This window comes from Mucilaginibacter sp. UR6-11 (assembly GCF_020880695.1).
Lineage (GTDB): Bacteria > Bacteroidota > Bacteroidia > Sphingobacteriales > Sphingobacteriaceae > Mucilaginibacter.
In genome coordinates this window covers 128,270-141,980 of sequence record NZ_JAJIWO010000003.1, presented here as the reverse complement: position 1 = coordinate 141,980, position 13,711 = coordinate 128,270, and the positions used below count along the sequence as shown (strand labels likewise).

General features: G+C 43.1%; 9 protein-coding genes. 8 read left to right on the top strand and 1 reads right to left on the bottom strand.

Annotation, left to right across the window (positions count from 1 at the left end):
- The first annotated feature begins 247 nt into the window (after positions 1-247).
- Positions 248-1,228, top strand: coding sequence for a deoxyhypusine synthase family protein (locus LJ658_RS09530; RefSeq protein ID WP_230546266.1), 981 nt, complete (start codon positions 248-250; stop codon positions 1,226-1,228).
- 48 nt (positions 1,229-1,276) lie between these two features.
- On the opposite strand, the gene LJ658_RS09525 is transcribed toward LJ658_RS09530, so the two are convergent.
- Entirely contained in the window at positions 1,277-3,757 is a 2,481-nt protein-coding gene (locus tag LJ658_RS09525; RefSeq protein ID WP_230546265.1) for a TonB-dependent receptor plug domain-containing protein, read from the bottom strand.
- Between the two features lie 420 nt (positions 3,758-4,177).
- Here LJ658_RS09525 and LJ658_RS09520 point away from each other — a divergent pair, with 420 nt between their 5' ends.
- Genes LJ658_RS09520 through LJ658_RS09490 form a run of 7 tightly spaced genes read left to right on the top strand, consistent with a single transcriptional unit; the run spans position 4,178 to position 13,705 of the window.
- Positions 4,178-5,452: a cytochrome c3 family protein gene (locus tag LJ658_RS09520; protein WP_230546264.1), complete on the top strand. Its 1,275-nt coding sequence runs from the start codon at positions 4,178-4,180 to the stop codon at positions 5,450-5,452.
- A 41-nt stretch (positions 5,453-5,493) separates the two neighbouring features.
- Positions 5,494-8,541, top strand: a complete 3,048-nt coding sequence (locus LJ658_RS09515) for a TAT-variant-translocated molybdopterin oxidoreductase (protein WP_230546263.1) — start codon at positions 5,494-5,496, stop codon at positions 8,539-8,541.
- Between the two features lie 19 nt (positions 8,542-8,560).
- A complete protein-coding gene (gene nrfD / locus LJ658_RS09510) occupies positions 8,561-10,033 on the top strand; it encodes an NrfD/PsrC family molybdoenzyme membrane anchor subunit (RefSeq protein ID WP_230546262.1) in 1,473 nt (490 codons plus the stop codon).
- 2 nt (positions 10,034-10,035) lie between these two features.
- On the top strand, positions 10,036-10,572 hold the full coding sequence (locus LJ658_RS09505) for a DUF3341 domain-containing protein (protein WP_230546261.1): 537 nt from the start codon (positions 10,036-10,038) through the stop codon (positions 10,570-10,572).
- A complete protein-coding gene (locus tag LJ658_RS09500; protein WP_230546260.1) occupies positions 10,556-11,140 on the top strand; it encodes a cytochrome c in 585 nt (194 codons plus the stop codon). Before LJ658_RS09505 ends, LJ658_RS09500 begins: the two co-directional genes overlap by 17 nt.
- 12 nt (positions 11,141-11,152) lie before the next feature.
- On the top strand, positions 11,153-12,424 hold the full coding sequence (locus LJ658_RS09495; protein ID WP_230546259.1) for a quinol:cytochrome C oxidoreductase: 1,272 nt from the start codon (positions 11,153-11,155) through the stop codon (positions 12,422-12,424).
- Positions 12,425-12,472: 48 nt separating this feature from the next.
- On the top strand, positions 12,473-13,705 hold the full coding sequence (locus LJ658_RS09490) for a cytochrome c oxidase subunit II (protein ID WP_230546258.1): 1,233 nt from the start codon (positions 12,473-12,475) through the stop codon (positions 13,703-13,705).
- Positions 13,706-13,711 lie beyond the last annotated feature (6 nt).

Genomic DNA, 13,711 nt, shown 5'->3' with positions numbered 1-13,711 from the left:
ACTTATTCACAAAGTTTTTAGTTTTTAACACCCCCAGACCCCCATTTCAACAATAGTAGTTTCTTAAGATATTGTCTTTGCTTAACCAAAGGAGCGGAAAGCACGGGGCCCGATTTTAATCGGGGCAACGCCAATAGGAGTGAACCCCCGCCGTCGTTCCAAAAAAACATTTATGTTTCATTTTAAAATTTAAAAGCCCCGTTTCGGCAAAAACCCTACTTTTGCGCAATATTATAATGTATCAACAATGAGCACAACTAAAGGACCCGTATCTCAGTTTATTGAAAAAAACTACCTGCATTTTAATGCTGCCGCGTTAATGGATGCCGCTAAAGGCTATGAAACCCATTTGCTGGAAGGTGGAAAAATGATGGTAACGCTTGCCGGCGCCATGAGCACCGCCGAACTGGGTATCTCGCTGGCCGAGATGATCCGCCAGGGGAAAATTGATATCATTTCGTGTACAGGCGCCAACCTGGAAGAAGATATTATGAACCTGGTAGCACATTCGCATTATAAACGCGTGCCTAACTATCGCGACTTAAGCCCGCAGGATGAGTGGGATCTGTTAGAGAACCACTATAACCGGGTAACAGATACCTGTATCCCCGAAGAAGAAGCTTTTCGCCGCCTGCAAAAACATATTCATAAAATATGGAAAGATGCTGATGATAGCGGCGAGCGCTATTTCCCGCATGAATATATGTACAAAATGCTGTTAAGCGGCGACCTGGAGCAGTACTACGAAATCGATCCGAAAAACTCATGGATGCTGGCAGCTGCCGAAAAGAACCTGCCGATTGTGGTACCGGGTTGGGAAGACAGTACCATGGGTAACATCTTTGCATCGTACGTTATCAAAGGCGAGATAAAAGCCACTACCATGAAAAGCGGTATTGAGTACATGGCCTGGCTGGCCGGCTGGTACCCAAAAAACTCGGGCGGTAAAGGCGTAGGCTTTTTCCAGATAGGCGGCGGTATTGCCGGCGATTTCCCGATATGCGTTGTACCTATGCTTTACCAGGATATGGAGATGCAGGATATCCCTTTCTGGAGCTATTTTTGCCAGATCTCTGATTCTACGACTTCCTACGGTTCATACTCGGGCGCGGTGCCAAACGAGAAGATAACCTGGGGTAAACTGGATGTAAACACACCAAAATTTATTGTTGAAAGCGATGCAACAATTGTTGTGCCGTTGATATTTGCCTGGCTTTTAGGGCAGTAAGCTAATGCAGCCTTACGGAGTTTTGAAACTTGGTAAGGCTGTTTACCTTTATTTAGACGTTACTATACCCTGCACTTTATACCTGTATACTTCATGGCCCAGGTGGCCATTTGCATCTATGCCTTCAACTATTACGCGATAGGTGCCCGGCGTGCCGGCATTGTAGTATTCAAAAGAGGCATGACCGTTGCTATCCGTGCTGACATTTGGGTTCCAGTAAATAGTTGTCCGTAAATCAGCCAGGGTTTTATTGGTTTTCGGATCATCATATTGTGGCGAGTAAAATTCGCGCGCTGCGTAATAACCTTTGGATATAAACCTGGCTACATCGGGCGAAGAGTTTTTAGACAGATTATTCATAGCATCAATCCCGGTTTTCAGGTTAATAATCATAATACCATTCATTGCCCGCGGGCCAAATAATGCAGAATGGTTAGCCCCCTTTAATATCTCTACGCTGCCCACATCGCCCGTCATCAGGTCGGCTACGCCATTGTAACTTTCTACACCATTAATTAAAACAAGCATTTTACCGCTATCCACACCCTGCCCCCTCCTTGAATACGGATAGCCGTCAACAAAATATATTCCGTTTACCCGGGTTTGTAAAAACATTTCTAAATCACCCGGTCCATATTTATAGAGCATATCATTGGTTAAAACCTGATCGGCATTACCGGCCCCGGATATATTGGAAGAATAAGACAAAACAGGCTTTTGTAATTTTGCACGCACGTTTACCTGTTTTAAAAGAATGGTATGATTGCCTACCCCATATTTTATTTCCTGGTCGGTAAGCTCCTTGCTGTATTTTACGTAATTCAGCAGGTCGGGTTGGTTATAGTCGTTATAGCTGGTTTGCCTGCCGTTAGGTTCGGCCACTTCTTTTTCGTCTAAAAAGATCTCTGCATAGGTGCCGTTTTTTGGCGTGCGGGCCTGCAATACAAATCGTGTGCTGTCAGTCAGCGTCAAATTTTTAAAGACAAAGCGCCCCTGTTCATTGGCAACTGTATCCCTGAAAAAAAATCCGTTTGTACGGCTAAACAGAAATACTTTAGCATTAGGCATTGGCTTTTTACCGGGGGTTGTTACCATTCCTGAAATTTCAATGTCGTCTTCAGCCTGGTACAGTGGCGCCTTAATTGCGCCGGCCAGTAAGGGCTTCCATTCAAACCTGCGGTAGCCTTGTGTAAGCATGAGCACGTCCAGATCGGCCCGGGTAGTCTCATTGGCATTTTCAAAATAATAGGCCGGGTTTTCAATATATCCGCGCAGGTCAGAAGTAAGCAGCAGGTGCGCCAGGATGGTGGTTTCATCGGTTTGACGGGCGGATACTTTACTTTCATCAAGCACAGCTACCGAAAAATTACCTTCTGCCGGTTTGCCATTGTTTTGTGCGTCCAGGTCAATTTTATATTTTTCGCGCACAGTGCTTACAGGGTTGGCATTGATATGCAGGTTTAATAAATCATTTTGGTGCCGGACAAAAGCCAAACGTTCACTTAGCGGCTCGCCTGTGGCCGAAAAGAGGGTAAACTGTACTATGCCGGATGGGAATTTGGCCGCGGGCACATTAACCATAAAAGTATTACCAACTGTTTTGTTGTTGGCGATATACAACGCTTCGCCGCCGCTTTGTGCAACAATATAAAACTGCCCGCTATTGGTCATATTAGCGCTGGCCGCTACCTTAACGCTTATATTGGCCGAATCAAGGGTATTGATCGTTAAAACGTATCCGCTACTTATAGCCCGGGGCAAGTTTACAGTTTGTTTTTTGCCGTTTAGATAGGTGATGAGCGCTCTGTAGGTTTTACCGGCCTGGGGAGTCAGCGCAAATATCCCCATGCCCAGATGGCGGGTTGTAAAATTACTTACTACGTTATTTTCATTGTCGATGACAGATCCTGTTATATCTACCCCGAGCCCGGTTGGACTTACAGCTTTGATGGCGACTTTTGAACGCAGCCCATTAACCAGGTTACCGCTTTCGGGGAAAAACCGGATATCAGGACCTCCGTTACCGGTTTTAGCCGCGGATTTGTTTTTTTGTAACGCCAGCATTGCCGCATTGCCTACGGCAATTGTTTTATCGAAATAATAATCAGGTCCCGCGTTGCGCATCCAGTTGGTGTAGGCCCTAATATGATAGTTACCCGCAATTAAGGTATCGGGCAGGGTGAAGTCGCCCCAGGCTACCCCGTTATTGATAGCTAATTTAATACGACGTTTAACCGAGTCGTGCGTGTCAATCAGATCTACATTTAATACCTTGCTTAATGCGGATAACCGGTGCCTGTTATTTAGTGTGACATAGGCTTTAAACCAGATATTATCGCCCGCTGAATAATAAGGTTTATCCAGCTGCAGGTACACCTTTTCGGTTGGATAAATAGTTGCCCATTTGTCCAGCTGCCCTACTATTTTTAAAATAACAGGATCATCATTTAAACTAAAACCGGCAAGTCCCGTAAAAAGAACGGGTAAAGCCAAAAACATAACAATGAGGCGCGATTTTGTAGCTATCATGTAATTGGTGATTTAGGCAGACTGCAATATAGCTAAATCACGGCGACAAAGCAAAAATTTAGCCGGTTTTTTACGGCGTGGGCGGGAATAACGGGCAACTCTATTGAGGGGTTTCCGGATCAGGTTTTAATCCGCAATAAACGCGCCTTATAACTGATAAAACAAACCGGCCATTTAGTAAAATATGAACATTTTAATAACTAATTGGCGGAGGTATTGCATATTTGATTGATTTTCAAAGGTTTTTTTAGCGATTTTTAATTTATTTAGAACGATTATAAATTAGTTATTACTGTCATTTATTTGTCAGCGATTATTTAATAAATTATACTTTTGTGGCTGAAAAATCCGAGGAAGGTTGTACCCTTTACTCAGTTTCATCACACTATACAAATAACTATTTAGCATCAATACAACTTTATGAGAAGCATCTCATTAATTTTTAAGCAATTCTCAAGGTCAGTTTTACTGCTTGCCTGTTTTACTGTTTGGGGAATTTCTGCTAAGGCGCAAGGCGACGCTGCAAAAGGCGAGGCGGTATTTAAGTCTGCCGGTTGTACCGGCTGTCATAAAATAGACGCACGTATGACTGGTCCTGCACTGGGCCCTATCATATCATCAGACACTGATGACAAATGGTTAGCCAGCTGGATCCACAACAGTTCAGCGCTGGTTGCAGCAAAAGACCCTAAGGCACTGAAGATCTTTAATGAATTCAGCCAATCGGTGATGCCGGCTTTCCCAAGCTTGTCAGACGGGGATGTTGCAGACATTTTAGCCTATGTACGTGCCGACTGGAAAAAAATCCAGGATGACAAAGCAAAAGCCGCCCCGGCAGCTGGTGCAGCAGCCGAAGATTCAGGCCCGAGTAATCTGGTTGTTTACGCCCTTATTGGTGTTATCGTCCTTGCTTTGATTATTATATTAATATTAAACAAGGTTATCGCAACTTTAGAGCGTTTGTTAACCGGCAGAAGATTATTGCCTGCTGAAACAGAGGTTACGGAAGAAACTGTTGCTGTTGATAAATACGCTACTGTAAAAAGGGTATTAAAAAACAAGAAACTGGTATTCTTTATCATTTTCTGCGGCACGCTTGCCATGGGCAGCTGGACCTGGGTTGCTTTATGGAACACCAACGTTCACCAGGGTTATCAGCCGGTGCAGCCTATTAAATATTCGCATGAGTTACATGCCGGTATCATGAAAATTGAATGCCAGTATTGCCACTCGGGTGCGTTCAAATCTAAAAACGCCTCAATACCATCATTAAACGTTTGTATGAACTGCCACAAGGTTGTTAAAACCGAGTCGCCTGAGATACATAAGATCTATGATGCATTGGGTTATGACCCTCAAACTCAAAAATACGATAGCTTAAAAGCACGTCCTATTCAGTGGATCCGTATCCACAACCTGCCGGATTTCGCTTACTTTAATCACTCACAACACGTTAAAGTTGGCGGTATTAAATGTCAGCAATGCCACGGCCCGGTTGAGACCATGAAAGAGGTTTACCAGTACTCGCCACTTACAATGAAATGGTGTATACAGTGCCACAAACGCACAGACATCAATATGAAAGGCAATGCTTACTACGAAAATATGATAGCCGTTCACGACCTGATTAAAAAAGGCGTGAAAGTTACACCTGCGCAATTGGGTGGTATTGAGTGCGGCAAATGCCATTATTAATTATAACAGAACTTAGCATTACAGTTTATACTATAGCTTAAATGGATAGCAATAAAAAATACTGGAAAGGTTTAGAAGAGCTAAACAAAACGCCGGAATTTGTTGAGAAAAATAAACACGAATTCGCGGAACCTATTCCTATCGAAGATGTGTTGAGCGGAGAAGGTTTACTAGGCAAAACTCCTCGTCGCGACTTTTTAAAGGCAGTGGGTTTTGGTGTGGGCGCGGTTACTTTGGCGGCTTGCCAAAAAGTACCGGTACACAAATCTATACCGTACCTGATAAAGCCGGAAGAGATTACCCCGGGCGTAGCCAACTACTATGCTTCAACTTATGATGGCCATGCCATTTTGGTTAAAACCCGTGAGGGCCGCCCCATTAAAGTTGAGGGTAACCCAAATGATCTTTTATCAAAAGGCGGATTAAGTGCGCAGGCACAGGCATCGGTGCTTGATCTGTATGATGTAAGCCGTGTTAAATCACCATTACTGAACGGCAGCGAAAAAGAGTGGAGCGATCTTGATGATTATGTGAAACTTGAACTTGCTAAAATTAAAGATTCGGGCAAAAAGATAGCTATCCTGTCTTCATCAATAAGCAGCCCGTCTACATTGGCTGTAATTGCCGATTTTATTACCGAATACCCAACCGCCAAGCATATTACTTATGACGCGGTATCCTATACAGGTATCATACAGGCTAACCAAAACAGTTTTGGTAAAGCGGTATTGCCTCACTATAATTTTGATAAGGCAGACGTTATTGTAAGCTTTGGCGCTGATTTCCTGGGAACCTGGATCTCGGGCGATGAGTTTACCCGTCAGTACGTATCAAACCGTAACAACAAATCGCTGCAAAGCAAAAAAATGTCACGTCATATCCAGTTTGAAACCGGTATGAGTTTGACAGGAACTAATGCCGACGTACGCATCCCGGTAAAACCATCAGAAGAAGGTGTTGCTTTAATCAACTTATATAACGCTGTTACCGGCACTACTTTACCGGGCAGCAAAAAACTAGCTGATAACGCCCTCAACAATGCCATCATCATTGCTGCCAAAGAATTAGTGGCTGCAAAAGGTAAGGCGCTGGTAGTGGCCGGATCTAACGACGTAGCCACGCAGGTATTGGTTAACGCCATTAATGCCGCCTTAGGAAGCTATGGAACTACTATTGATCTGGATAATAATTCAAATCAATATAAAGGTAATGATGCCGACCTGGTTGAATTTATCAATGACGCCAAAAAAGGTGATGTAGCCGGTGTACTGTTCCTGAATGCTAACCCGGTTTATGATTACTGTAACACTAAAGAATTAAAGGATGCGCTTGCTAAAGTGCCTTTGAAAGTTTCTTTTAATCCAAGCCTTGATGAGACTGCTGCAATAAGCACAGTTGTTGCACCTAACCATCATTATTTGGAATCATGGGGTGATGACAGCGCAATTACAGGTTATTATACTGTACTGCAGCCAACTATTAACCCGGTTTACAACACCCGCCAGGCCGAAGAGAGTTTATTGATCTGGAGCAATAACGCGGTTAAATCTTATTACACCTATGTTAGAAATAACTGGGATAAGAGCGTGTTGCCTTTAGCCGGTTTATCCGGTCAAAAAGGTTGGGAAACAATATTGCAAACCGGTTTTGTTAAGGTTGCCGATAAACCAGCCGGTGCATACGCTTTCAGCCGTGATTTGAATGCTGTAGCACAAACTATTTTAACTCAAAGCGCGCAACTGGTTGCGTCTGGCGATAAAGCATACGAATTACATTTATACCAGAATACGGCTATCCGTGATGGTAAGCATGCTAATAATCCATGGTTACAGGAGTTGCCGGATCCGGTTTCAAAAGTTACCTGGGATAACTTTGCAGCCATGTCACTTACCGACCTTAAAGCATTGGGCTTACAGGAAGGCGATGTGATTACGATTGATGCAAACGGAACCTCAATTGCTTTACCGGTATTATTACAGCCGGGACAGGCAGAAGGTACCATATCGGTAGCTGTAGGTTACGGCCGTGTAAAAGGTGGTGCGGTAATTGAATCGGGCATTGGTAAAAATGCTTATCCGCTGCATAGCTTCCGTAACGGCACTTTGCAAACTACCGCCGTTGCTAAAATATCTGTAACCGGCGATAACATCATCCTTGCACAAACACAAACGCACCACTCTTATGAGGGTCGTAGTGTTATCCGCGAAGCTTCATTTACAGAATATAAGAAAAACCCGTACAAAAACAGCGGTAAAGACGGTGAGCATAAAGACTACAAAAGTTTGTGGGAAGAATATGACCGCCCTGCATATAACTGGGTAATGGCTATTGACCTTAACGCTTGTACCGGTTGTGGTGCCTGCGTGGTTGCCTGTAATGCTGAAAATAACGTACCGGTTGTAGGCAGAGACGAAGTTCGCCGCCGCCGCGAAATGCACTGGATCCGTATTGACCGTTACTACAGCTTTAACGAAGAAGGAAAAAGCATTACCGAGGAGCACGAGATTGATAAACTGAAAAGCCTGAACAATGTATCGGTTGTACACCAGCCAATGCTTTGTCAGCACTGTGATCACGCACCTTGCGAAACTGTTTGCCCGGTATTGGCTACCGTTCACTCGTCAGAAGGTTTAAACCACATGGCTTACAACCGTTGCGTAGGTACACGTTATTGCGCTAACAACTGTCCGTATAAAGTGCGCCGTTTCAACTGGTTCAACTACTGGAACGATTCACGTTTTGAGAACTACCTGGCAGAACAACATACACAACTGGTATTAAATCCGGATGTAACTACACGTTTCCGTGGGGTTATGGAAAAATGCTCAATGTGTGTACAACGGATCCAGGCGGGCAAATTACAAGCTAAAATGGAAAAACGCCCTGTTAAAGACGGCGACATTAAAGTAGCTTGCCAGCAAACATGTTCTGCAAATGCAATTGTATTCGGTAACGGAAATGATCCTAACTCTGAAGTATCAAAAGCATTGCGCAGCGAAAGGACCTACTACGTATTGGAAGAACTAAACGTACAGCCGGGTATTGGTTACCAGGTTAAGGTTAGAAACACAACTGAATTAGAAGCTTAATCTTTACAATAGCTATAATATGGCATCTCATAAAGAATCAATAATAAGGGAACCGTTAATCACGGGTAAGAATATAACCTATGCCCAAATTACAGATGACGTTTTGCGCCCTGTTGAAAATAAACCTAACAAAGCCTGGTGGATTGGTTTTACCGTTGCATCATTAGGCGCATTGCTTTGGGTGTTTGCAGTAAGCTGGACGTTTTGGTTTGGTATAGGCTCATGGGGCTTAAACAAAACAGTAGGCTGGGCCTGGGACATCACCGGTTTCGTGTGGTGGGTAGGTATTGGTCACGCCGGTACATTAATCTCTGCCGTATTATTACTGTTCCGTCAAAAATGGCGTAACTCAATTAACCGCTCGGCCGAGGCGATGACGATCTTTGCGGTAATCTGCGCGGCTACTTACGTTGTATCACACATGGGCCGCCCATGGATGGCTTTATATTGCTTACCATTACCTAACCAATACGGATCATTATGGGTTAACTTTAACTCACCGCTGATCTGGGACGTATTTGCGATCTCAACTTATTTTTCGGTATCATTAGTATTCTGGTACACCGGTTTATTGCCGGATATCGCTACCATCCGTGATCGTGGTACAGGTTGGTACCGCCGTATTTATTCTATCCTTTCTTTTGGCTGGACAGGATCAGTAAAAACATGGCAACGCTTTGAAACCGTATCCTTGATATTAGCGGGGATCTCTACGCCACTGGTACTATCGGTACACACCATTGTATCAATGGACTTTGCAACATCATTGGAGCCGGGATGGCACACCACCATTTTCCCGCCATATTTCGTTGCGGGTGCTATTTTCTCTGGTTTCGCCATGGTGCAAACGCTGCTGTTGGTTACGCGTAAGGTATTGGGTCTGGAAAATTATATCACCATGTTCCACATCGAATCAATGAACAAGATCATCCTTGTAACAGGTTCGGTAGTAGGTGTGGCTTATATTACAGAATTCTTTATCGCTTACTATAGCGGTGGCGAGTATGAGCAATATACTTTCTTAAACAGGTTTATCGGTCCGTACTGGTGGGCAGCTTGTATGATGTACGGCTGTAACGTGTTAATGACCCAGGTAATGTGGTTTAAAAAGGTGCGTACCAATATCCCGATGTCATGGGTATTATCAATCATCGTAAACATCGGTATGTGGTTTGAGCGTTTCGTGATTATCGTAACCTCATTACACCGCGATTATATCCCTTCAAGCTGGGCTATGTTTTACCCAACCTGGATTGATGTATCCGTATTCATCGGTTCAATAGGGGTATTCTTTACTTTATTCCTTCTGTTTATCCGCGTATTGCCTTCCATAGCAATGGCCGAGGTGAAATTGTTATTGAAAGAATCAAGCGAGCAGGCTAAACTGGAAGAAATTGAAGCGGGCCATCTTGATCCGGCACAGGTAGAGTTCTACAAAAACTCATTAAAGAAATTTGATAGTGTTGATGTATCAGCATACGAAAACGCATAACTATGAGCAGCACCAAATATATATTAGGCCTTTTTGACGATCCGGATGAAATGATGCACGGTATCGACAAACTACAGAAAAATAGTGTCCCTATTTATGATGTATACACACCTATGCCAATACACGGCATCGAGGCAAAACTAGGTATTAAAGATTCACGTTTAGGTTATGCAGCATTTATGTTTGGCTGTTTGGGTGGTACTACCATATTAAGCATGGTTTATTACTTCCTGTCTTATGACTGGCCTATGAACATAGGTGGCAAACCCCATTTCGGGTTGCCGGATTTTATACCGGTTACGTTTGAGTGGTCTGTATTATTTGCTTCATTTGGCATGGCGTTTACATTTTTCTACTCTACACACCTTTTCCCCGGCCGTGCGCCAAGGGTAATGGACCTGAGAGCGACAAATGACCGTTTTGTTATAGCTATTGATGCTAAAGGAAACATCCCACATGAAGACATTACTAATTTGCTGAAAGAAGCAGGAGCAGTTGAAATTAAGCATAACGACAGAAAATATGTTAGCTATGAATAAATTTAGAATATTGGGTATTGCGGTTGTCACCGTTGCTGCATCGATAGTTACTACATCATGCAATGATAAGAGAAGTACCGGATGGGAATATGCCCCCAATATGTATGAGAAGATAGCCTTTGACCCGGATCAGAAAAATCCGAATTTTAAGGATGGTAAAACGGCACAGTTGCCGCCTGCCGGTACTACGCCTGTTGGTTTTGTACGATTTGATTATCCAAAAACTACGGATGGTTACAACCAGGCAAGCGTCGAAGTAAAGAATATTTTAGCTAATACTTCAAGAAACATTGAAGATGGTAAAGCATTGTTTATGACCTTTTGTTCGCCGTGTCACGGCAAAACCGGGCAAGGTGATGGTACCGTTGTAGCGCACGGTTTTCCGCCGCCGCCATCATACTCAAAAGGACAATCATCGCGTGGTGGTGCAATGAAAGATTTAACCGATGGTAAAATATATCATACCATTACTTACGGCCTTAATGCTATGGGATCATACGCATCGCAGCTAAGCCCTGAAGAGCGCTGGAAAGTAGTAATGTACGTTCACCATTTACAAACTTTATAAGAATTGAATTTAATGGAAACTCATAATAGTTTTAACGAACAATTTGAATTTAGCGGTAAGGCAAAAACCTACAGCCTTATAGCTATTGTTATAGGTGTTGTAGCTATAGCGCTTGGTTTTTTAACCGGCGCTGTTGAACGCACATTTGCAAACCTGTTGCTAATGGGTTATTACCTTACCTGCGTATGTATTGCCGGCGTATTCTTTTGCGCGCTGCAATATGCTGCACAAGCCGGATGGTCTGCATCTTTATTACGCGTACCGCAGGCTTTTGCTAAAGTACTGCCTTATGCTGCCGTAATTTTATTGCTGATAATAGGGGCGGGTTTATATTTTACGCATCCTATACTTACTGAAGAAACTCATCAGCACATAACCGGCCCGTATTTGTATAAAGAATGGGCGCCGAAAGCAATCACCACACCGGGCACAGATGCTTACGATGCTGTAATTAAAGGTAAGTCGGGTTATTTAAATATTCCTTTTTTCTTTGGACGTTTAGCTTTTTACCTGATCGCTTACAGTATACTGGGTTTATTGCTGGTAAAATACTCAAACAACGAAGATGAGCTGGGCGGTATGTTTAATTACAAGAAAAGCTTTAACATGGCCTGTGCGTTCTTAGCTATATTTGGGTTCACGGTTCCGTTATTTGCTTTTGATGCGATCATGTCATTAGATGCGCACTGGTTTTCGACCATGTTTGGCTGGTATAACTTTGCGGCCTTATGGGTAAGCGGTTTATCGGTAATTACCCTGGTGCTTATCTACCTTAGAAAACAAGGATATTTTACCTGGATAACAACAGATCATTTACATAACCTGGGCCAGTTGATTTTTGGTTTCTCCATATTCTGGACTTATCTGTGGTTTGCACAATTCCTGTTGATCTACTACGCCAACATTCCTGAAGAAGCAGCTTACTTCTATAAAAGATGGGAACCCGAGTTTCAGCCCTGGTTCTGGTTTAACCTGGTATTGAATTTCCTTGCGCCATTTTTAGTATTAATGTCCCGCGATTCAAAACGTTCTGTTGGGGTATTAAAAACGGCTTGTATCATTTTGGTACTGGGTCACTGGCTTGATTATTTCGTAATGGTTATGCCCGGAACAGTTGGGCCTTTGGCACACTGGTATTCTGAAATTGGCTGGATAGAGGCTGGTACATTTATTGGCTTCGCCGGATTATTTTGCTTCATGCTTTTCACAGCTTTAAGCAAGTTTAAATCATTGGTGCCAAAAAATCACCCTTTCCTACAGGAGAGCTTACATCATCACATATAATAATTGTTAAATTTGCAACACAATAAAGAATACCAAACGACCAATACAATGGCATTCAAACAAATAATAAACGGCGGAGCCCTCTTGAACACCTTTAAGAGCAAACTACCGCTGAAAAATTCTAAAAAGTTACTTGCGTTTTTAGCCGTATTTGTGCTTCTGGGCACCAACGTGCTGATGGCACAAACCGCGGCGACTACCGATGCAGCTAAACCGGGGGTTAACTGGTTTAGCGTTGGTTACTACGTATTAATGTTTATTTTACTGGCAGTATCAGTAGCTGTTGTAGGTAAGATCATCAAGGTATATGACCTTAGCCAGCAGATACAAGGCAAAAAAGGCGTACAGTGGAACAATATCATGGGGATTATCTGCCTGATATTCCTGGTAGTGGGTATGATAGGTGCTTATTGGGAGTTTACTGTACAAGGCAGCATGACTTTGCCGGAAGCTGCGTCAAAACACGGCATTAAAATTGACGCCATGTTTTTAACGACTACTATTATCACCATGATAGTATTTGTTATCACCCAGATCTTGCTGTTTGTTTTCTTGTTCAGATACCGCTATTCAGACAAACGCAGAGCTTACTTTTTGCCACACAACAATACTATTGAAAAGGTTTGGACAATTATCCCGGCTGTCGTTTTAACGATATTGGTGATATTTGGTTTCTTTACCTGGCAGGAGGTTGAAAACAGTGCCGACGTTAAAGGTCAGCCGGCATCCATAAATATTGATATTACCGGTCACCAGTTTGCATGGGAGCTGCGTTATTCAGGTCCGGATGGCATCCTGGGTAAAAAGGATTTTAGATTAACAGCCGGCGCCAATAAGCTGGGTATTGATTTTAAAGATAAAAACAGCATGGACGATTTACAGGCCGATACGTTGGTATTGCCGGTAAATAAAACAATACGTTTAAATATATTTGCACAGGACGTAATACATAGCGTTTATATGCCGCATTTCAGGGTGCAGCAAAATGCGGTACCTGGTTTGCCAACTTTCTTCAAATTTACACCTACCATTACTACCGAAGAAATGCGTAGAAAAGTAGAGGACCCTAAATTTGAGTACCTGCTGTATTGCAACAAAATTTGCGGAAGCAGCCACTACAACATGCAAAAAGTTGTACGTGTTGTAACCGAAGGCGAGTACAACCAATGGATTGCCAGGCAAAAACCTTACTTAACCCCCGCGTTAAGGACAGAGTTGAAACTGGCGGCAGCAGATCAGAAAAAAAGTATTACACAAAATAGGTTAGCGTTAAACAATTAATTAGCG

What these genes read in the sequence shown, in the direction of transcription:
- LJ658_RS09530 (WP_230546266.1), top strand. Translation starts at nt 248, where the DNA reads ATGAGCACAACTAAAGGACCCGTATCTCAGTTTATTGAAAAAAACTAC.
- LJ658_RS09525 (WP_230546265.1), bottom strand. Translation starts at nt 3,757, where the DNA reads ATGATAGCTACAAAATCGCGCCTCATTGTTATGTTTTTGGCTTTACCC.
- LJ658_RS09520 (WP_230546264.1), top strand. Translation starts at nt 4,178, where the DNA reads ATGAGAAGCATCTCATTAATTTTTAAGCAATTCTCAAGGTCAGTTTTA.
- LJ658_RS09515 (WP_230546263.1), top strand. Translation starts at nt 5,494, where the DNA reads ATGGATAGCAATAAAAAATACTGGAAAGGTTTAGAAGAGCTAAACAAA.
- nrfD (WP_230546262.1), top strand. Translation starts at nt 8,561, where the DNA reads ATGGCATCTCATAAAGAATCAATAATAAGGGAACCGTTAATCACGGGT.
- LJ658_RS09505 (WP_230546261.1), top strand. Translation starts at nt 10,036, where the DNA reads ATGAGCAGCACCAAATATATATTAGGCCTTTTTGACGATCCGGATGAA.
- LJ658_RS09500 (WP_230546260.1), top strand. Translation starts at nt 10,556, where the DNA reads ATGTTAGCTATGAATAAATTTAGAATATTGGGTATTGCGGTTGTCACC.
- LJ658_RS09495 (WP_230546259.1), top strand. Translation starts at nt 11,153, where the DNA reads ATGGAAACTCATAATAGTTTTAACGAACAATTTGAATTTAGCGGTAAG.
- LJ658_RS09490 (WP_230546258.1), top strand. Translation starts at nt 12,473, where the DNA reads ATGGCATTCAAACAAATAATAAACGGCGGAGCCCTCTTGAACACCTTT.